The sequence below is a fragment of the Paenibacillus sp. HGF5 genome, from assembly GCF_000204455.1.
GTDB classification, from domain to species: Bacteria; Bacillota; Bacilli; order Paenibacillales; family Paenibacillaceae; genus Paenibacillus_AQ; species Paenibacillus_AQ lautus_A.
Genome location: NZ_AEXS01000056.1, coordinates 35,468 through 55,392, shown reverse-complemented (window position 1 = coordinate 55,392; position 19,925 = coordinate 35,468). Strand labels below are relative to the sequence as shown.

At 51.5% G+C, this 19,925-nt stretch carries 21 protein-coding genes; 13 read left to right on the top strand and 8 right to left on the bottom strand.

The features are described 5' to 3' along the window. Positions 1 to 2 precede the first annotated feature (2 nt). The 3 genes from HMPREF9412_RS09195 to HMPREF9412_RS09185 form a co-directional block, all read right to left on the bottom strand. Entirely contained in the window at positions 3 to 707 is a 705-nt protein-coding gene (locus tag HMPREF9412_RS09195) for a zf-HC2 domain-containing protein (RefSeq protein WP_009591222.1), read from the bottom strand. Further along, complete coding sequence (locus HMPREF9412_RS09190) at positions 704 to 1,192, bottom strand: RNA polymerase sigma factor (RefSeq protein WP_009591227.1); 489 nt, start codon at positions 1,190 to 1,192, stop codon at positions 704 to 706. The genes HMPREF9412_RS09195 and HMPREF9412_RS09190 overlap by 4 nt, the downstream gene beginning before the upstream one ends. Positions 1,193 to 1,272: 80 nt before the next feature. Further along, positions 1,273 to 1,971: a Crp/Fnr family transcriptional regulator gene (locus HMPREF9412_RS09185; RefSeq protein WP_009591217.1), complete on the bottom strand. Its 699-nt coding sequence runs from the start codon at positions 1,969 to 1,971 to the stop codon at positions 1,273 to 1,275. 303 nt (positions 1,972 to 2,274) lie between these two features. Between HMPREF9412_RS09185 and HMPREF9412_RS09180 the strand changes: the two genes are divergently transcribed. The 7 genes from HMPREF9412_RS09180 to HMPREF9412_RS09150 all read left to right on the top strand — a co-directional run bounded on the left by HMPREF9412_RS09180 (position 2,275) and on the right by HMPREF9412_RS09150 (position 9,309). After that, positions 2,275 to 3,549, top strand: coding sequence for a BclA C-terminal domain-containing protein (locus HMPREF9412_RS09180; protein ID WP_009591220.1), 1,275 nt, complete (start codon positions 2,275 to 2,277; stop codon positions 3,547 to 3,549). Between the two features lie 134 nt (positions 3,550 to 3,683). Beyond that, positions 3,684 to 4,871 (top strand): amino acid deaminase/aldolase, encoded by a 1,188-nt coding sequence (locus HMPREF9412_RS09175; RefSeq protein ID WP_009591155.1) that lies wholly within the window; start codon positions 3,684 to 3,686, stop codon positions 4,869 to 4,871. Next, positions 4,868 to 6,202, top strand: a complete 1,335-nt coding sequence (locus HMPREF9412_RS09170; protein WP_009591143.1) for a D-arabinono-1,4-lactone oxidase — start codon at positions 4,868 to 4,870, stop codon at positions 6,200 to 6,202. Before HMPREF9412_RS09175 ends, HMPREF9412_RS09170 begins: the two co-directional genes overlap by 4 nt. 306 nt (positions 6,203 to 6,508) lie before the next feature. Beyond that, on the top strand, positions 6,509 to 6,937 hold the full coding sequence (locus HMPREF9412_RS09165; RefSeq protein ID WP_009591147.1) for a MarR family winged helix-turn-helix transcriptional regulator: 429 nt from the start codon (positions 6,509 to 6,511) through the stop codon (positions 6,935 to 6,937). Beyond that, positions 6,930 to 8,162 (top strand): MFS transporter, encoded by a 1,233-nt coding sequence (locus HMPREF9412_RS09160; protein WP_009591208.1) that lies wholly within the window; start codon positions 6,930 to 6,932, stop codon positions 8,160 to 8,162. Before HMPREF9412_RS09165 ends, HMPREF9412_RS09160 begins: the two co-directional genes overlap by 8 nt. A 121-nt stretch (positions 8,163 to 8,283) precedes the next feature. Further along, entirely contained in the window at positions 8,284 to 8,685 is a 402-nt protein-coding gene (locus HMPREF9412_RS09155; RefSeq protein WP_009591144.1) for a hypothetical protein, read from the top strand. Between the two features lie 138 nt (positions 8,686 to 8,823). After that, complete coding sequence (locus tag HMPREF9412_RS09150; protein ID WP_009591194.1) at positions 8,824 to 9,309, top strand: DinB family protein; 486 nt, start codon at positions 8,824 to 8,826, stop codon at positions 9,307 to 9,309. Positions 9,310 to 9,390: 81 nt separating this feature from the next. On the opposite strand, the gene HMPREF9412_RS09145 is transcribed toward HMPREF9412_RS09150, so the two are convergent. The 4 genes from HMPREF9412_RS09145 to HMPREF9412_RS09130 all read right to left on the bottom strand — a co-directional run bounded on the left by HMPREF9412_RS09145 (position 9,391) and on the right by HMPREF9412_RS09130 (position 13,881). Continuing rightward, positions 9,391 to 11,340 carry an FtsX-like permease family protein gene (locus tag HMPREF9412_RS09145; RefSeq protein ID WP_009591226.1) on the bottom strand — a complete coding sequence of 650 codons (1,950 nt, stop codon included), beginning with the start codon at positions 11,338 to 11,340 and terminating at the stop codon, positions 9,391 to 9,393. After that, positions 11,330 to 12,091, bottom strand: coding sequence for an ABC transporter ATP-binding protein (locus tag HMPREF9412_RS09140; RefSeq protein WP_009591195.1), 762 nt, complete (start codon positions 12,089 to 12,091; stop codon positions 11,330 to 11,332). Before HMPREF9412_RS09140 ends, HMPREF9412_RS09145 begins: the two co-directional genes overlap by 11 nt. 99 nt (positions 12,092 to 12,190) lie before the next feature. Then, positions 12,191 to 13,195 carry a sensor histidine kinase gene (locus HMPREF9412_RS09135; protein ID WP_009591203.1) on the bottom strand — a complete coding sequence of 335 codons (1,005 nt, stop codon included), beginning with the start codon at positions 13,193 to 13,195 and terminating at the stop codon, positions 12,191 to 12,193. Beyond that, positions 13,192 to 13,881, bottom strand: a complete 690-nt coding sequence (locus HMPREF9412_RS09130) for a response regulator transcription factor (protein WP_009591170.1) — start codon at positions 13,879 to 13,881, stop codon at positions 13,192 to 13,194. The genes HMPREF9412_RS09135 and HMPREF9412_RS09130 overlap by 4 nt, the downstream gene beginning before the upstream one ends. A 223-nt stretch (positions 13,882 to 14,104) precedes the next feature. Here HMPREF9412_RS09130 and HMPREF9412_RS09125 point away from each other — a divergent pair, with 223 nt between their 5' ends. From HMPREF9412_RS09125 to HMPREF9412_RS09105, 5 genes are all read left to right on the top strand, one after another. Then, positions 14,105 to 15,616: a copper amine oxidase N-terminal domain-containing protein gene (locus HMPREF9412_RS09125; RefSeq protein WP_036671747.1), complete on the top strand. Its 1,512-nt coding sequence runs from the start codon at positions 14,105 to 14,107 to the stop codon at positions 15,614 to 15,616. Between the two features lie 263 nt (positions 15,617 to 15,879). Then, on the top strand, positions 15,880 to 16,830 hold the full coding sequence (locus tag HMPREF9412_RS09120; protein WP_009591153.1) for a DMT family transporter: 951 nt from the start codon (positions 15,880 to 15,882) through the stop codon (positions 16,828 to 16,830). Positions 16,831 to 16,982: 152 nt separating this feature from the next. Further along, the gene (locus HMPREF9412_RS09115; RefSeq protein ID WP_009591216.1) at positions 16,983 to 17,225 is read left to right on the top strand and encodes a helix-turn-helix domain-containing protein; all 243 of its coding nucleotides are present in this window, start codon (positions 16,983 to 16,985) and stop codon (positions 17,223 to 17,225) included. A 4-nt stretch (positions 17,226 to 17,229) separates the two neighbouring features. Continuing rightward, positions 17,230 to 17,748 carry a peptide deformylase gene (def, locus tag HMPREF9412_RS09110; protein ID WP_009591212.1) on the top strand — a complete coding sequence of 173 codons (519 nt, stop codon included), beginning with the start codon at positions 17,230 to 17,232 and terminating at the stop codon, positions 17,746 to 17,748. Between the two features lie 210 nt (positions 17,749 to 17,958). After that, positions 17,959 to 18,936: a ring-cleaving dioxygenase gene (locus HMPREF9412_RS09105; protein ID WP_009591161.1), complete on the top strand. Its 978-nt coding sequence runs from the start codon at positions 17,959 to 17,961 to the stop codon at positions 18,934 to 18,936. A gap of 86 nt (positions 18,937 to 19,022) precedes the next feature. Here the strand turns inward: HMPREF9412_RS09105 and HMPREF9412_RS09100 are convergent, their stop codons facing one another. Then, complete coding sequence (locus tag HMPREF9412_RS09100) at positions 19,023 to 19,427, bottom strand: YybH family protein (protein ID WP_009591138.1); 405 nt, start codon at positions 19,425 to 19,427, stop codon at positions 19,023 to 19,025. A gap of 123 nt (positions 19,428 to 19,550) precedes the next feature. Here HMPREF9412_RS09100 and HMPREF9412_RS09095 point away from each other — a divergent pair, with 123 nt between their 5' ends. After that, the gene (locus tag HMPREF9412_RS09095) at positions 19,551 to 19,892 is read left to right on the top strand and encodes a winged helix-turn-helix transcriptional regulator (RefSeq protein WP_009591131.1); all 342 of its coding nucleotides are present in this window, start codon (positions 19,551 to 19,553) and stop codon (positions 19,890 to 19,892) included. The last annotated feature ends 33 nt before the right edge of the window (positions 19,893 to 19,925 follow it).

Sequence of the window (19,925 nt, the reverse complement as noted above, 5' to 3'; positions counted from 1 at the left end):
ATTTACTCGCCGCTCCTGAACTGCATCTCGACAGACTCGCTTGCCGGTGGCAGCTCCATGCCTTGCTCCCAGATCAGAACGCGGTCATCCGGCGTCCCCAAGTAGAGGGCCTTGATCTGAACGCCGTCGCCAAAGCTCTTCTCGTAGGCATTTCGCTCTTCAATATCGTTCGTATAGTACATATTGGACAGTCCCATATTCGCGAATTTTTTAGATTTGATGATGGGACGCTTGGGCGTCACATAGAAGTTTCCTTCCTCATCCGTATCGTAGCTGGCTTGGTTGACATTATAGCCGTCGGTCATCTTCACGTGATAAGCAATGCGCCCATCCTTCAGCTGACTGATATCGGATACCTGCATCACGCGGGTCGGCACGCTTGTAATGTTCCATTCGAACAGTCCCGCATATGCCAGGAACAAGAGGCCGACTGCTAAGCAGCTGATCAATAGACCTTTGGTAAACGAGATCCATTTGGTGCGCGACCACTGGGCCGCAACTTGCCGCAAGGCGGCTCCCTCATCCTTGTTTTGCTCCATCGTTTGGGTGGGCAGCGACATCGGGGAGCTCATATGGCTCAGCACCTCCCGGCAAGCCGGGCAATCCGCCAGATGCTCTTCTACCAAGGTTTTGGTGTCTGCGCTGCATACATCATCATGGTACAAAGGCAGCAAATCCTGAATAATCTCGCACGATATTCGGCTCACGATTGATTCCCCTCCTTGTATAGGCTTTGGATTTTTTGCTTGGCTCGAAAGAAGGTGACTCTTGCCCAGCTCTCGGTTTTTCCAAACAGCCGGCTGATTTCGCCAAAAGACAATTCCCCGAACACTCGCAGCGTAAACACCTCTTTATACGGCTCGTCCATCCGGTGCAGGATTTGATGGATGCGAAAAGCCTCAGCCCTTTCCACGGTTTTCCATGCGATATCCTGACCGCTGCCGTGGTCGATCTGCGGGGCTGGCTCATACCGCTTTTGTTTATCAAGATAGGAGAAGTATGTATGTTTAGCGATTTGGCATAGCCACACGCTCAGCTTGCACGTGCCTTGAAACGAATCGATATGCTTCAGTGCTTTGAAAAACGTCTCCTGCGTGAGTTCTTCCGCAACATGCTCGTCTCTGCTTAGCGACAGCAGAAACCGGTACACGTCTTGAAAGTGTTGATGGTAGATCTGGTGCAAATCCGTCACCTGTTCACCTCCTTGCTTATATGACCGGGTCATGGCCGATTCGTTACAAGAATCCGCGAAAAAAGTTTCGGCCGGGCGATCTACTCATAGCGGATGCCGTTCGAGGCGTGCTCCAGAGCTGGCCGGTTCAGAATGCGGATAGTCTGTCCGTTTCGTTCCAGGACCCCCTTTTGGGCGAAGGTATGCATTACCCTATTCAAATGTCGGTGCGTGGTGCCAAGCAAGCTGGCAATCTCCCCGATATGGTCGGTTCTCAGCTCCATCCCGAAGGAAGGATCCGGTCCAGGCGACATGGTGGACATCAGGTAGCTGGCAAACCGGTTCTCCACGGAAGCCAACAGATTGACGCGGGAAGCGGTCGTGCAGGTCTGGAGTTTGTAGCTCAGGTGATCCAGCAAGGCGGAGGTAAAGCGGGCGTTCGTCATTTCATGCTGCCTGATATAATCAAACGACAGCCCGATGAACAGGCATTCGTTAACGGCTTCAATCTGGGATTGGACAGGAACGTCTCGAACCAATTCAATATCCCCGATGATGGAAAAGGGATGGCCAAAACGCAGAAGCAGCGATTTGCCGGTTTCGATGCTGGAGGTCACCTTGATTTTCCCTTGCACGAGGAACAACAGGGACTGCATGGCAAAACCCTCATGCAGAATGATCTCGCCGGGCTCGTATTGTTGTAAGGTAAAGGGCGCCGGATTGCCCAAATCCAGCATGCTTCCGAAGTGAAATTGCTCCAGCTTGGCTTTCAGCAATGGTGCATCATGAAGTCGTTTCATGGGTTTCTTTTGCGCTCCCTTCTCAACTGGACAAATGTCCTTCTCATTATACGACCAACTGCTATGATAAGAGCAATGAGAAGATACAGGAGGAAATGGGCATAAAATTCGTATGGTAAATGGATTTACTTAGGGTGGGGCATTCCTCATCCTTTTTTTGCTTAGGCCAGAATTAACAAAAAATGTTTAATATTTCGCGATCGCACACAGGAAATATCATGATTCTCGTGTAATTATTTATATTAACTCGCGAGTAGGTTCGACTGATAAATTAATTATTCCATGATCGATAAGGAGGTAATTGTGTTGAAGAAAAAACGGCTGTATTTTGCGGCAGCAATGATGCTCACCTTGAGTTTAGCGATCGCACCCGTCACGCAAGCGGCAGGCATCACGATGCAAGTCAACGGGATAACCAAGTCTTTGGATGTTGCCCCGGTTATGGTTAAAGGCAAAGTGCTGGTGCCCATTAAGCATGTAACCGAAATATTGGGCCTGTCCATTCGGTGGGATGCTTCTGCCAAGATGATCACAGCCGTTCGAGGAGATCTCTCTGCCGAGCTGGTTCTGGGCAGTGATGTGGCTACGGTGAGAAAAGATACTATCGTCACAAAAGTGAAGCTGGACCAGCCGGCCAAACTGCAGGATAACAGGGTGATGGTTCCGCTTCGTTTTTTGGCAGAAGTGTTTGAGGCCAAGGTGCAGTGGAACCAACAAAAACAGCTGGTTAGCATTGCGTATGGCAGTGGCGGGGGAAATCAGGAGCAGGGGCAGCCAGGTCCGGCCGGCCCGCAGGGTCCAAAAGGCGAACCTGGCGAAAAGGGCCCGCAGGGTCCACAGGGGCCTCAGGGGCCCCAAGGTCCGCAAGGTCCGTCCGGGTCTTCAGGATCTTCGGGCTCCCAAGGTCCAACTGGACCAGCAGGGCCATCCGGGCCTAAGGGCGATCCAGGCCCCACGGGATCCCCGGGTCCGAAAGGCGATAAAGGAGATCAAGGCCCGGCAGGTCCGCAGGGTGAAAAGGGGGATCAAGGGGATCCTGGACCTCAGGGAATCCAGGGCGATAAGGGCGACCTCGGCCCGGTAGGGCCACAAGGTCCGCAAGGGATACAAGGAGCTCAGGGACCCCAAGGCCCCGCAGGTCCAGCGGGGCCTGTTGGACCTGCAGGAGGGAGCTCCACAGGAACTTATGCATACGCAGGGAATACGTCGGGAGGCGTTATTCCAGTACTGCTCGGCGGGACCCCGGTTCCGCTGCCGGACAATCCGAAAGTAGCAGGAATCATGGCAGATGGAAGTTCAACATTGTTTACGGTTCATGAAACAGGGATTTACTATATTTCTTATACGATTAATTTAACGTCAGATTTGCTTATGGGCTCAAGGATTACTCGAAACGGTATCTCAATCATGCAGAGTGACGAAGCACCAATTAAATCGAAGTCGCATTTTCACGCCCAGTTTATAGAACAATTGAATGCAGGCGATATGCTTAATCTTCAATTGTATGGCGTATTAGGTGCTGCAACCCTTGCACAAGGCAACGGCGCTTCCCTAACCATCATCAAATTAGCCGATTAGGATTCGGGTCCAGCCAACCAAAGGCTGGGCTCTTTTTATTTGTACGGATAGTGGTGTGCGGAAGGATAATCCGTTACCTTCGAGAATATCATGTGGCATAGGCGTGAGGGAAACGGGAAGGTGTTGATGTAGGGGTGTCGACATACGAGTATTATAAAGAGATTTTCGCGCAGGTTCCGAGGCCGTTCGCCTTGGTGGATCTGGACATGCTGGACGACAATGCCGAAGCGATTGCACAGGCGGCGAGGGGTAAGAAGGTTCGGCTGGCCAGCAAGTCCATCCGCTCCGTGGACGTGCTGAACCGTCTCCTTCGTTCGAACCCGATCTTTCAGGGAATCATGTGTTATACGGCAGCGGAGGCCGTATTTCTGGCGGAACAGGGCTTTGACGATCTGCTGCTGGGATATCCGCAGTGGCAGCCGGAAGCCATTCGCTCCATCGTGAATTTGGTCGGCGAAGGCCGCAGCATTACCTTAATGGTGGACAGCGTGGAGCATGTCGAGCACATCGAACAGTTCGCCAAACAACAGCGGATCGTGATTCCGCTCTGCATTGATATGGATATGTCGGTCCAATATCCGGGTCTGCACTTCGGCGTATGGCGATCGCCCGTCCGTTCATGGGAGGGCATGTATCCTGTCGTAGAACGGATTATCCGCTCCCCGTGGCTTCGCCTGGACGGTATCATGGGGTACGAGGCGCAGGTAGCAGGCGTTGGGGATAACGCAGCCAAGAAGCGTATGAAGAACACCATGGTCCGGTGGCTGAAAAACCGCTCCATCGTTGAAGCGGCCAAGCGGAGGAAAGAAGCCGTGGAGCGGCTTGCCGCCATGGATCTTCGGCTCCGCTTCGTGAATGCAGGGGGAACCGGAAGTTTGGACAGCTCCCGGGAGGAAGCTTGGGTAACCGAAATTACGGCCGGATCAGGCTTCTATGCGCCGGGTCTGTTCGATCATTACGCCTCATTCCGTTATAAGCCGGCAGCGGCTTATGCGGTAGAGGTGGTTCGCATCCCGAAGGCAGGGATCGTGACCTGCATGGGAGGCGGCTACACGGCATCGGGTACGGCGGATAAGGATAAGCTGGCGATGCCTTACTTGCCTTCAGGATTGAAGCTGTTCTCGCTCGAAGGAGCCGGGGAAGTGCAGACGCCGCTGCGTTTGCCAACCCATGTGGAGCTTGGCCTGGGAGACCCGGTGTTCTTTCGCCATGCGAAGGCCGGCGAGCTGTGCGAGCGGTTCAAGGTGCTGTATGCGGTATCGCAAGGCCGCATCGTAGGCGAATATGCAACCTATCGCGGAATGGGGGAGTGTTTTCTATGAAGCAGATCCAGTGGTCGAATTGGTCGGGATCAGTACGAGCCTATCCAAGAACGGTGTTGTATCCTGCCTCTATTACGGAAGTCGAAAAAGTGGTCCGGATGTGCCGGCAGGAGGGCCGGCGGCTGCGAGTGGTTGGGTCAGGGCATTCGTTTACCCCCATTGCCGCATCCGAGGACTGCCTGATCTCCTTGGACAAGATGCAGGGCCTGGTCCATGTCGATGCCGAAGCCCGAACCGCCACCGTGTGGGCAGGGACGAAGCTGAAGCTGCTGGGCGAGCTGTTGTTTCAGCAGGGGCTGGCACAGGAGAACCTGGGGGATATTGATGTACAGTCCATTGCCGGCGTCATTAGTACAGGGACGCATGGTACGGGCCGGGCTTTCGGGAATATATCCACGCAGGTTGTCGGAATGACGGTGGTCACCGGTACAGGCGAGGTGCTGGAGTGCAGCGGAGAGTCGCACCCCGATTGGTTCAAGGCGCTGCAGGTATCCTTAGGTACGCTCGGCATTATCGTGCAAGTGACATTGAGGCTTGAGCCGGCTTACAAAATCGAATATGAAAGCCGGAGAATACCGCTGGGCGAATGCTTGAAGCAGCAGGCGCAATTGGCGGAGGAGAATCGCCACTTCGAGTTTTATTGGTTCCCTTACGCAGAGCCGTGCCAGATCAAGCTGATGAACAAGACGGACCAAGAGGTGAAGGAGCATCGGATCAAGGATTATATCAGCGACGTGTTGGTGGAGAACACCCTCTTCGGGCTGATCTCGGAGCTGTGCCGCAAGCTGCCCAAAGCAAGCCCGTATGTCAGCCGCCTCTCGGCGTCGCAGGTTCCGCTGGGTCGCAAAGTGAATTACAGCCACCGGTTATTCGCGACCCGGCGGCTCGTTCGTTTCAACGAAATGGAGTACAACATTCCCGCAGAGTCGATGAATGCGGTCATTGAAGAAATGCGTGAGGAAATGTCGCGAAGCAAGTACCATGTGCATTTCCCCGTAGAATGCCGTTATGCCAAGGGCGATGATATTTGGTTAAGCCCCGCCTACGGCCGGGACTCCGCCTATATTGCGATCCATATGTACAAAGGCATGCCGCATGAAGATTACTTCAGTACGATGGAGGGCATCTTCCTGCGGTACGGCGGCAGGCCGCATTGGGGGAAAATGCATCATCTTGAGGCTGCTCAATTGAAGGAGCTGTATCCCATGTGGGAAGCATTCCACGCAGTTCGGCAAGAGCTGGACCCGGACGGTATCCTGCTGAGCGATTATATGGGCAGGCTGCTTGATGTATCCGGGCCCGTCCCAGATTCGTTCAGTGATATTGGATAGAAATCACAACAGATTTGATCCCCAATTGAAATAGCCGCAGATCGCTTATCTGCTTGAATCGTCCTTAAGATGGCAGGTACCACTTACCATCGTCCAAGGGGCGATTTTTTTTGTCTACCGCTATTTGTAATAAGCGGCAGAAACGTGAATAGAGCCATTCCTAAACAGGGAGAATAAGCGTCGGCATGCCGTCCGCATGAGTCTGATCTAGGATTTGGAAGGCCGTTCCGGATGGACAAGCAGAAGGATCCTCTTTATAATCAATAAGTAGTTACCCAAGGTAACTATTTTGAACGGAGGTCTCGAATGGACGCCCACAGACACTTTTTTCATAAATACTTTACGCTGTATCGCCCTTTCGTCAATGAGCTTAATCGTAAGCTCGAAGATTACAACCTGTATTATGCCCAGTGGTCCATCATGTACTATCTGGATCTTTATCAGTCGATGACTTTGGTGGAGCTGTCCAGAATGCTGTACGTGGAGAAGCCCACCGTCACCCGAACCGTGAACGCGCTGATCAAGCTGGAATATGTGGAGCAAATCCCGGTGCGCGATAAACGGGAGAAGCGCATTCAGCTATCCAAGGCCGGAGCCGACGTCTTCCTGCAAATTCGCAAGATATTTGACCAATATGAACAGGAGGTTATGGAAGGCGTTTCTGAAGAGGATCAAAATGCGGTCATCCGCGTGATGGAGACGGTCAGGGACAACATTATTAGAAAAGGTGATTAACTTGGAGCAAGCAGACTCGCGAGAACGATTGTGGAGCAAGGACTTTTTGATTGTGTTCGGCGTCAATTTCCTGCTATTTTTATGTTTTTATTTATTAGTGGTGATCATGTCCTCATATGCAAAGAATGAGTTTCACGCATCGACGGGAATGGCTGGCCTGGCTTCCAGCATTTTTGTCGTCGGCGCATTGATTGGACGGTTGGTCGGAGGCAGCATCATCGAGCGGGTCGGCCGCAAAAAACTGCTGTTTACCGGTCTGATCGCCTTCAGCGTTCTCATCGGTTTGTACTTCGTCGTAAACAGCTTGAGCGTGCTGCTCGTTGTTCGTTTCTTGCACGGTATCGCCTTCGCCCTTGCCTCAACGGCAACAGGCACGATTGCGGCCAGCCTGATTCCGAATTCGAGAAGAGGCGAAGGTACAGGTTACTATGGCGTAAGCATTATAATCGCTTCGGCAATTGGCCCTTTTATCGGTTTGATGATTAACGAGCATGCTTCGATGATGGCTAACTTTACGCTGTGCGGGGCGCTAGGGGTGCTTTCGCTGCTGTCGGCTTTCTTTATGAACATACCGAAACTGAAACTGACAGCGGAGCAGAAGAAGGATCTGCAAGGGTTGAAGCTATCCAACTTTATTGAGCCGAAGGCGGTGCCGATTTCGCTGGTCAGCTTTGTCATGGGGTTCGGGTATTCCAGCATTTTGACGTACCTGATGATTTTTGCCGGGCAGATCAGTCTGGCCCAAGTGGCGAGTTATTTCTTTATTGTCTATGCTATTGTGGTCATTCTGTCGAGACCGTTCACGGGTCGCTGGTTTGACCAGAGAGGGGCCAATGTGGTGATGTACCCGGCCATTCTATCGTTTGCGATCGGGATGGTTCTGCTCAGCCAAGCCCATCACGGCCTGACCTTGCTGCTCTCGGCCGTATTCGTCGGTCTGGGCTACGGCACGACGCAGTCCAGCGCTCAGGCCCTGGCTATTAAGCGTTCGCCGGCGCACCGGATCGGGCTTGCAACATCGACCTTTTATATTTTCGTGGACGTGGGCATCGGGTTCGGCCCCTTGATACTTGGCTTCCTGACGCCGCTTGTCGGCTTCCGAGGCATGTACGTCGCGATGGCGGTCCTGCTAGCTGCGGGAATTGCCCTCTATCATATACTGGTCGGGAAAAAAGAAAACGACGGGAACGACGGCCATGCGATCGTGCATTCATCAACGATTTAAACCAGTGAAAGACTGCCTTGTAGGGCAGTCTTTTTTTGTATAGGGGGGACGAAGCTGCAAGTCGGACTAAATAGGATCGAAAAGGAGACTCTATATAGAAAAAACGAAAAGGTGAACGCGTATGAACCAACGATTCTTCATCTGCCTGCTGCTCTCAGGCGGACTCCTTCTATTAAGCTCGGGAAGCAGCACAGCTTATGCAGGGCCGCAAGACAAGTCTAGAGAGCAGCAGCTTGAGAAGGCCATGCTGCAGCAGCTATACCCGGTAATCCGATCGTCCCTTCAGGACATATACAAGGAGTCGTATCCTGCCTTTGGCTGCGAACGGATTCTATCGATTAACGAGCGGACCACGATGAAAGAGGATAACCAACAGGCCAGTCCGGTTGATGCGGTGCACGGGGCAAGCTATTTTGAGATTACGGTGGGCCTATGCAAGGGAAGCGGGGAGAAGATCGAGCTGCGTTTCAAGAACGATACGCCAACGGCGCAGTATTATTTGGATTTGTTCCGTGTGAGGTAGAAGTTATTCAAGACGTGGCGAGCCGAGAAAGAATGATTTTAATCATTTTTTGCGAATCACAAGGCTTCATCCTATAGTAAAATTAGTCATGATTTGTGATGCTGCTCATTACCGGGCGCATGAAGGAGTGAATGACCCATGGCGCATGCAAATGATGTTCTAATGAATCAGCTGTTAGCGAACGCGAACGATCCCAGCTGGCACGTCCCGTTCCAGCAATCCGTGGAGCAACTGACGGAGGACGAAGCGTTCTGGACGCCGGCCAATGGCAGCCACAGCATTGCGGAGATCATACAGCATCTGCTGTATTGGAACGAAACGTGGCAGACGCGGTACCGCGAATCGCAGGTAGATGCCGTTCCTTCTATTGGAGACAACCATAATAGCTTCATGATTCCGGATAACGCGACTTTTGCCGAGTTAAGGGATCGGCTGCTTGAGGTTTTGCTGCAATGGCAGGAGCTGTTGTCGGCGGCCAAGCTTGAGCAGGAAGTGAACGGATTCCCAGTGCCGGCCAAGTGGTGGGAATTGGTGAGTAATGCGGCCACGCACAATGCTTATCATATCGGTCAAATCGTGTATATCCGGAAGCTGCAGAAGAGCTGCAGCCCGTTGGAATGGTAATCCGCGTTTTTTTCACGCCTGCGCACGAAAAAATGCATGGATGGTACCCGAATCATCCCTGGGCCCAACCATGCACCTCGTTTACAACGCTTCTTTAATTACCCGTTTATAGAACATGACCGACAACAAACCGAATATGGAGTACAGCGCCGTATACAGGAGCATTACCATAACCATCGGCAGCCACAGCTCGGTTCCGAAGAAGAACCAGCCGGATTTAACGGCAAAGTAACTGTGGGACAAGCCGACGACCAGCGGTATGCCGAAGTTGAACAGCTGCTTGATCTGAATCCCCGTCAGCAGGTTCCCTTGAGTGAATCCCAGTTTTCGAAGGATCGTGTAATTCGGCTTCTCCTCTTCGCCTTCGTCCATTTGCTTGAAGTACAGGATGCATCCTGAAGTAATCAGGAAGGTGAGCCCCAGGAATCCCACGATGAACATCATCAAGCCCATATTGCTCTTCTGGTTGAAAGCCATTTCCGTCTGAGAGAGGTTCCCTGTTCCCTCGCTAAGGCCGAGGCTCTTAAAGATCTTATTGGCCTGATCCACAGCGTTTGGATCCACAATATCGATGCCGTGGTAAACATTCGTCTTCTTCTGGATCTTCGGATCCAGATCCTGAACCAGCTGATCAAATACGGTCTGGTCCACAATCGCTGTCGGCAGCCCGCCGCTTGCATAATAATAGGATACGTAGGCTTCCTTGTCCAAGCCGATCAGCTTCTGCTTAAAGCTTTGTTTAGGGCTTATGAGTTCAATTTCCCCTGTGGTCTGAATCGCCATGAATTGCTGGATCGCGTCACTGTACCCCGTGAACAGCGTCTCACCGGGGGAAACATCCTTACCCTTCACGCTGGCATCACTGATTACCGGGATGATCATGGAGCTGGAATCCACTTGCCCAGATACCTCCAGGCTGGCCCCGATAATATCGGATAGGTCCGCATTCACCTGGATTACGTCCCGTTCGGTCTTCTTAAATTCGATATCTTCATCTGTAAGTGCCTGGATAAATGCGGACAAATCCTTCTGATCCGCTACCGCAAAATGGTTAGGCACGCTTTGCTCGGCCGATTTCTCGGCGGAATAGTACGAAATATAACTAAGAGACAGCAGTCCGATCGCGAGTGCGGACACGGTCGTGATGATCGTTAACAGCAGTGCGTTCGATTTCATGCGGAACATGATGGAGGACAGGGACAGCACATTATTCAGGGACAAGTAACCGCCCTTGCTCTTCCGGATCGCGTTGAATATAAAGCTGACCGACCCTTTATAGAACAGATAAGTCCCGATGATCACCGCCCCAAGGATCAGGATCATGGCCATGAACAGCTCGTTCATGGTGGTGAAATCTCCGCTGAACAGCTTGGTCGACACATAGTAGCCAAGAAGTATGAGTCCGATGCCGAGCAGGCCGAACAGCATTTCGGCGAAGGACATTTTCTTAATTTGGTTCTCGGTCGTCGATACCGCGCGGAAGAGGGAGAGAATGCTCTGCCTTTTGATGAACGTATAATTCATGATCATGATCAGCACATAGATGACGGCAAACACAATCACGGTCTGGATGAGCGCTTCGGTCGAGAAGGAGAGGGCTGCTTCGGTGTCGACGCCGGTCACCTTGAACAGGATCATCAGGATTAAGCGCGAAGCCGCGAAGCCGGCAAAGATGCCGATGACCATGGAGCCGAAGTACAGAATCAGGTTCTCCGCACTGAGGATCCGGAAGATCTTGCCCTTGGTCAGTCCGATGAGCTGAAACAGTCCGATCTCCTTGCTGCGCCTTTTGATGAAAATCGTGTTGGCATACAGCAGGAAGATCGCCACGATGGCCACGAGCAGCACGGAGGCGGCTCCAAGCGCAGCCGCTCCCTTAAGGGAGCCTTTCGCTTCATCCATCGCCGGATCATACTGCAGCGTGACAAACGCGAAGTACAGACCCACGCTGAAGATCAGCGCAAATACATACAGATAATAGTTCTTGATATTCTTCTTCAAATTCCGGTAGATCAGATAATTAATGTTCATTCTGAACACCGCCTAGCACGCCTTGAGTCTTGATGATGTCGTTGAAGAAGGCCTGCCGGGATTGCTCACCCTTGTTCAGCTGGGTGTAGATCTGTCCGTCCTTAATGAAGACCACCCGGGTGCAGTAGCTGGCCGCCACGGGATCATGGGTAACCATGATGATCGTGGAGTCGATCTTCTGATTTAATTCGCTCAGCTTGTTCAACAGATCGGATGCGGACTTCGAGTCCAGCGCTCCTGTCGGCTCATCCGCAAAAATAATGCTCGGATCGTGGATGAACGCGCGGGCCGCGGAGGTCCGCTGCTTCTGTCCCCCGGAGATTTGGTTCGGATATTTATCCTTGAGCTCATAGATGCCAAGCTCGGTCGCGATTCTTTGGAATTTTTGATCGGCTTCTTTTTTGGATACCTTCTTAATGGAGAGCGGCAGCAGGACGTTTTCTTTGACGGTCAGCGTATCCAGCAGGTTATACTCCTGGAAAATAAACCCGAGATGATGCTTCCGGAACTCGGCCAGCTCCTTCTCCTTGAGGCCCGTAAACTCTTTGCCCTCGATTTTGATGCTGCCGAGGCTCACTTTGTCGATCGAGGAGAGCACGTTCAGCAGGGTGGTTTTCCCTGAGCCCGAAGCGCCCATGATGCTGACGAATTCGCCTTTGTCCACGCGGATGTCGATGCCTTTCAGCACTTCCTGTTTATTGAATTTGTTGCCGTAGCTTTTATGAATTTGGTTTGCTTCAAGAATTGCCAATTTCACTCACTCCTTTGTTATCTGTTCTTATCATAAAGGAGTCGAGAGCCCTTTTCCTTCGATTCGCCGAACAAAGCGCAAAAGCATGTGACATTGTTGTCACATGCCGGTAATGCTTACGAATTCATTCCGTTTCGGAAAGATCAAGGTAAAGGTTGTGCCGATGCCCGGCTTTGATTCCACCTGGATCCGGATCATCAAGGCCTCGGCTACTTTTTTCGTCAGATAGAGCCCCATGCCGGTTGCAGCACTATCCTGATGCGAGGTGGTGGACGTGAAGCCTTTATCGAAAATCCGGGGCATGTCCTTTGGATCAATGCCGCGTCCGGCATCCCGAATGATGAGTCTGACATGGTCGTCCACGAGATCGCTCCCGATGTGAATGTCCGAAGCGGAGCTGTATTTGACCGCATTGGTCAACAGCTGGCGGATGATAAAGCCCAGCCATTTAGCGTCGCTCAGCACTTCCGTTACCTCAAGAGAAACGTCAAACCCAATGCCTTTCTGCATGCACCAGGACTTGAGCGCACGTATTTCCTGAAAGATGATCGGTTCAAGTGCGGATAGCTCGATCAGCAGATCGTTCTGAATAAAGGGGATGCGCTTCTGGTGCAGCTGCTGGTCAAGCAGCAGGTGAATGCGGAGCCATTCATACTGGAGCTGCGCTTTCAACGTTTCGTCTTCCATGCGGTCGATCATCAATTGCATCGTGGTGAGCGGCGTTTTCACTTCATGAATCCAGGATAACAGCTCGTCCTTCTCCCCTTGCATCTCCATCAGGCGAATGGAGGATTCCTTCTTGAAACGCTCGGTCTGCAGGGAGAGCATGTCCATGGCAATCGCCTCAAAAGGGTGCTCCGGCTCGCTGATGGCGGCTAAGTCATAGGTGTCGTCCCATGCCTGGAGACTTTTGTAGAACTTGGTTTCCCGGTTGTATCTGACGAACAGAAACACCAGGAAGAACAGCGTCGACAGAAACACGATATAGAGGATGGGCAGGAACGGGATTTGGGCGTCCACCGCGGCTATAAACAGAAGCATCAGCTGCAAGAACACGAATAACAGAATCCAGCTTAGCCGTTCCCGGATGTAGGCCATGATCATGCATGGACCTCTTCCGTTGCGATATAACCTTGTCCCACCTTGGTTTCGATGTAAGGGTCAAGTCCCAAGGGCTCCAGCTTCTTGCGCAGACGATTGACGTTGACCGTTAACGTATTATCGCTGACAAAATGCTCGTTGTCCCATAAGCTCTTGATCAGATCCTCCCGGCTGACGATCTGGTTCTTGCGCTCCATGAGGATCTTCAGAATGAACATTTCATTCTTTGTCAGTTCAGCCGTGCCCTGAGGACTGCTTATCGTATTTTTGCCGAATTCGACGGTGGCTCCCCGCCATGTTCTCAGCTCGGTCCGCTCGGTGTTGTAATTGTATACCCGGCGCAGGGTGGCCTGGATTTTGGCAATCAGGACATCGAAGTGAAACGGCTTCTGAATGAAATCATCCGCCCCCAGCTGCATGGACATCACCATATCGGTGGGATGATCCCGGGAAGACAGGAATATAATCGGGACGTTGGAGTGGGAACGAATCATTCGGCACCAATGGAACCCGTCAAACTTCGGCAGCTGGATGTCGATAATGACCAGGTCGGGCTGAATCGCTGTGAATTCCTGGAGTACGGCACTGAAATCGCGGACGCCATAAACGTCATATGACCATTGCGAGAGACGCTCCTGCACTTCATGGAACAGGGTCACGTCGTCTTCGATCAGCATAATTTTAAACAAGAGATTCACCACGCTTTAATAGGTTGTTCAAACCGCACTTCATGAATGTGCGCTGTTCCGTCATGATTTTCATTCCCCAGTGTATAGCAAAAAGTCGATATATGCTATCTTGAGGCGTCTTCCCATGTGCATACATGACGAGGCTAAAATACCTATTTACAAACATTTCCTCCCTTCCCATAATAGAAATGAGCCTATGACCTGGGAGGGGACGAATATCAAAATGTATAAGAAGTTCAAATGGTTGACCGTACTCATTGCAGCCGTGTTGGTCGTTATGACAGGATGTCAGGCCGTCGGGGGACTGGATATCAACAAGGCGATGCTGACCAGTCTTGACGTGAAATCCAGCGAATCCAGCGCAAGTATTCGATTCGAGGTGGTGCCTGCGGACAAGGCCCTATCGTCTGAAGATAAAGAAGCGATTGATCTTATTAATTCGTTATCCTTGAATATTGACCATGCCATCGTGGAGGATAGCAATACGGTGTCCATGCAAGGCAGCGTTCATTATTCGGACAAGAAGATTCCGCTTCATCTGTCCATGGATGCCAAGGGAATGGCGATTCAATTGGACGGGGCGAAGCAGCCGTTCTATCTATCGATGGATACAACCGTTCCGGGAATGCCTGACACCAGCCAGTATGAGCAGGCGATTCAAGATGTCGTGAAGAAGGCGGCAGGACTCGTCCTGAAGCATTTCCCGAACCCGTCCAAAGTTTCGGTGAAGCCGGTCCAGGAGAAGGTGAACGGAGAGAGCTTGAACCTAACGCATCTTCAGATGGAGCTTACGGGCGAAGAGATTTTGAACATGATTAAGCCTTTCGCCGAAAGTCTGCTTAAAGACGAAGCCGGCTTGAAGCAGGTGATCGGCGATGCTTATGACGCCATTTATCCGATGATAACCAGCATCGGCGAGGCATACGGCGAAGACGTTGAACTCCTGCCGCAGGAATCCAAGGAAGAGGTCGTCGCGTCGCTCTACGAGATCGTGCATGGCGCGCTGACCGAATTCACGGAGAACTATGATGAACAGAAGGAGCAGTTATTGGAGGAGCTTCCGGGATCCGAAACCGTCTTCGGCAAGGATACGGTCCTCAAACTGGACTATTACTTCGACGAGAAGCTGAATACGCGCAAGAATGCGCTGGAGCTGACCGTCGCGCTTCCGGCATCCGAGGACCTGCCATTGAAGGCCTTCAAGGTGTATTCCAAAGGTGAGGTCTGGAATATCGGCGGCGCAGTGAAAGCCAATAAGGTCGACACGTCCAAAGGCGTGCTGGACGTCCTGAATGAATCCGTGACGCCGGGTCAAGTGCTGCGGAACTTCGAGAAGGATTCCCTTATTTATAACGTGTTGAAGGATGATCTGAAGATTACGCAAAAGTCGATGTTCCTCAGTCCCGCTAGCGATGATTATGGATATGGTGTAATCAAGAAGAACAATCAAAGCTTCGTTCCGCTTCGTTACCTGGCAGATCAGCTGGATGCCGAAGTGAAGTGGAGCAAAGGCTCGAAGAGAATTATAGTTATCAATGATTTGACGGGAGAAGAAATCGTGGTGACCGTAGGCTCCAAAAAAGCCAGCGTCGGCGGTAAAAACGTCACGCTGGCGGAATCCCCATTCGTTCATAGCAACGGATCTACCTACGTTCCGCTCCGGTTTATGGCCGAAGCGCTTGGCGCAACGCTTCATCTCGAGGGTGACGGCTGGATTTCGGTCGAACGCGACTAACGGTTTTTTTATCGATAACGGGTCGGCAATGCCGATGCCTGTTATGAGAGAATGCAAGTTGAAGTATAACGGGGCTGTTTTCTGTCATCCTGGGATGACGGAAAACAGCCTTATTGTTGTTACCTCCTTCATCGCGCTAACTGTACCGGTACAGTTAGCGTTATTTCAAATCGTAATGATGTTCTTCCTGCATTAAGATAAATAGCAACTGCACCAACCTCTCGGTTAGGAAGCAAAAGAGAAGATGAAGGAGAACACATATCATGAATATACCGCATACAAGCCGTGCCTATGCCGCCGCTTTGGGATATACGTCCATCATTGGTTTTTCGTTTATGTTCGTAAAGCTGGCGCTGATCCATGCTAACCCGCTGGATACGCTGGCGCACCGGTTTACCATTTCGTTCTTAGCCGCATCGCTGGGCCTCCTCATTGCCCGCAGAAAGGTCCCGATGGATCTGAAACGGCTGCTGACCATCGTGCCGCTGGCCATATTCTATCCGTTCCTGTTCTTTACGCTGCAAACCTTCGGGTTAGTTTATACCAGTTCGGCCGAGGCGGGAATTATCCACGCTACCGTACCGATCTTTACGCTGCTCTTGGCGTCGCTGTTCTTGAAGGAGCGCTCCAGCTGGGCACAAAAGCTGTTTACCGTGTTGTCGGTGACAGGGATCATCTCCATCTTTGTGTTAAAAGGCGTGTCCTTCGAGCAATCGAGCACGCTCGGAATTGTGCTGATTTTGCTCTCTGCGCTATCCAATGCCATTTACAGCGTGATGGCCCGCAGGATGACGCAGAAGCAGTCGGTACTGGATATCACCTTCATCATGTCGATGATCGGATTCGTGCTGTTTAACCTGATGTCGGTTGCTCAGCATGCAGCGCTAGGGACGCTCGTCCATTATTTTGACCCGTTTATGCACTCATCCTTCGTCTGGGCGGTTCTTTATCTCGGCGTCTTGTCCTCCCTGGGAACATCGCTCCTGTCCAACTATGCCTTGTCCCAGATCGAGGCTTCCCGGATGGGTATCTTTAACAATCTGGCTACCGTTGTCACGATTTTTGGAGGCGTCGCCTTCTTGAATGAAAAGCTGGCTTACTATCATGTCATCGGAGCAGCGCTCGTCATTGTCGGCGTGATCGGGACCAGCCTTGCAGGCAGAGCCAGGAACGCTAAGAAACGGCTGTCCCGGAACGAATCCAAGCCTGCATAAAATATCTCTTCCGATTAAGTGTCAGCGAAGGGTCATCAGGACCTCTATAGCACCACTTTTGTCAGACCCCAAAGAAATGGGCTTGAGATATTAGGCAATACCTAATAAAATTAGGTGTAAGCTAATATTTTGATGAACGGGAGGGTGACCCTTTGCTCGAATGGATGTTACGTAACGTGATGGCAGAGAGAGGGATATGGTCGGGAGCGGCTTTGGCGCGGCTGATGAAAGAGAAGGCGGATTACAGCCTGTCGGCTGCTTCCATTAGCGCATTGCTGACGAACCAGCCCAAGCAGATGAAGGCAGAGACGTTAGATGCCCTTTGCACAACCTTAGAGTGTACTCCAAGTGACTTATGGGTGCATACACCTCCTTCCAAAACTAAGGGGGCTTAAGAGAATGACGGTGAAACCTATTGTGCCATTCGGCGATCCCATCCTGCGCAAAATTGCCCGGCCGGTCGATTCCGTGAATGCCAGAGTATTAAAGATACTGGATGATATGGTCGAGACGCTGTACGACAGCGATGGGCGCGCCGGCCTTGCCGCACCGCAAATCGGCATTTTGCGAAGGCTTATTGTCATGGACTGCGGAGAAGGGCTGATCGAACTGATTAATCCTGAAATCGTGGAGATGGACGGGGAACAAATGGGCCCTGAAGCGTGCCTCTCTTATCCGGGCTACTACGGATACGTGAAGAGAGCCGACAAAGTGACGGTGAAGACATTGAACCGGCAAGGCGAGACGGTAATCCTGAAGGGCGAGGATTATCTGGCCAGATGCATGCAGCATGAGATTGATCACCTGAACGGCATTTTGTTTGTGGATCACGTTCGGGATGGATGGTTGTATCATGAGGAGACGCATCGACGCATCGAGCTGTTACCCGTCATTGGATTATCCAATACAGGCTCATAGCGTCCATGTAGAGATCAAGGCGAAATGAATAGAACGGCCGGATCTGATGTCCGGCTGTTTTTTTATTGGTTATGGCTGCGAATGTTGATGCTTGACGGAAGAGGAAAGCCGTGATATTATTATCTTAAATTAAAGATGTTTTAAATCGAAATAATAAATGAAACAGATTCGACACACACTTTACGATATAAGAGACGGAGGCGTTTAACTATGAACGGATTAAAAGGAATTCACCACGTAACAGCCATTACGAGCAGTGCCGAGAAGAACTACGAGTTCTTCACCTATGTGCTGGGCATGCGGCTCGTTAAGAAGACGGTTAACCAGGACGATATTCAGACCTACCACCTGTTCTTTGCGGATGACAAGGGCAGTGCAGGCACGGATATGACCTTCTTCGACTTCCCGGGTATTCCGAAGGGCAGACACGGTACGGACGAGATCTACAAAACCTCGTTCCGTGTTCCTAACGATGCAGCGCTGGACTATTGGGTCAAGCGATTTGATCGGATGAACGTGAAACATCAAGGCATTCAAGAGTTATTCGGCAAAAAGACACTCGCTTTTGTTGATTTCGACGATCAGCAATATCAACTCATCTCCGACGAGAACAATGAAGGCGTGGCTTCGGGAACGCCTTGGCAGAAGGGGCCGATTCCCTTGGAGCATGCGATTACAGGACTTGGCCCGGTCTTTGTGCGGGTGTCCAATTTCGATCATTTCAAAGAAGTGATGGAGAAAGTGCTTCAGTTTAAGGAAATCGGCAAGGAAGGCTCGCTTCATCTGTTTGAGGTAGGTGAGGGCGGCAATGGCGCGCAGGTCGTTGTCGAGTACAACGCCGTGCTCCCGCGGGCCCAGCAGGGCTTCGGTACCGTTCACCACGCGGCCTTCCGGGTAGAGGACCGTTCGGTGCTGGAGCACTGGATCAAGCGTCTGGACGACTTCCAATTCCATACGTCGGGCTTTGTCGACCGCTATTTCTTCCAGTCCCTGTACGCACGCGTCGCGCCGCAGATTCTGTTCGAGTTTGCCACCGACGGTCCGGGCTTCATGGGGGATGAGCCGTATGAAACGCTGGGCGAAAAATTGTCCCTGCCTCCATTCCTGGAGCCGAAGCGCGAGCAGATCGAGAGCATGGTTCGCCCGATTGATACGGTGCGCAGCACGAAGGAATTCGTCAAGGAATGATGCAATGAATCTCAAGAAGCAATCCGCTTGTTCATGACAAGGGCGGATTGCTTTTTTTTGTACCACCGATATAACGAATCTTACGGTCATCCCCATGTATCCGAACCGAAAGGATGGTCCACGATGTACAGCCAGCTTCCATCGGGCTGTTGTCTCACGATCTCGGAGGTATGTCCTTGCAGCACCAGCGGTTGGCCATCCGGATCGGTCGTTTGCAGGGTGAACCGAGCACGCAGCATAGCGATATTTTCAAACGGGATACAGTATACATTGGTGGAGACCATGGTACCTTTGAGCCGCAGTAGTTCCTCCAACGTATGGCGGAAGGAATGGATTCCGATTTCCAGGCTTCCGTTTCGGTGGACATGAACGCTGTTCGGTTCATACAGTGCCAGCAGCTGATCGATATCCTCACTATTATACGCGTCTGCAAAGGCTGCATTCATATCTTCCGGCTTCCATACGGGTTTTGAAGGATTTGATGGTTTCATTGTATCTCCTCTTTCTGTAAGATGATAATCAATAGCCTATCTGAAAAAGAAAGCCAGGGTAAGTACGCAGAATAATGTGACCTAGTCATCAATTCATGACCAAGGGAGTTGAGGAATAGCAAAATGCCCTATCAGGATGAGAGTTTCGGGTGTCCGGCTGAAGTCGGCCTGCACATGATTAGCGGAAAGTGGAAGCCTCGAATTCTATATGAGCTGTTTCAGGAAACCCGCCGTTTCGGTGAGCTTCACCGGAAAATTCCTGAAGTATCGCGGCACGTGCTGACCTTGCAATTACGGGAGTTGGAGGAGGACGGCATTGTGAAGCGGACCGTGTTTCATGAGATGCCTCCCAAGGTGGAATATTCGATCACGGAGTTTGGCCGACAGTTTGAAGCGGTACTGGAGCAAATGGTCACTTTGGGCCAGCAGTATATCGGATCTCAACAAGATTCTAAGGGGAAATAACGAACTCTTTGATCGGATAAGTACCCGATGCAG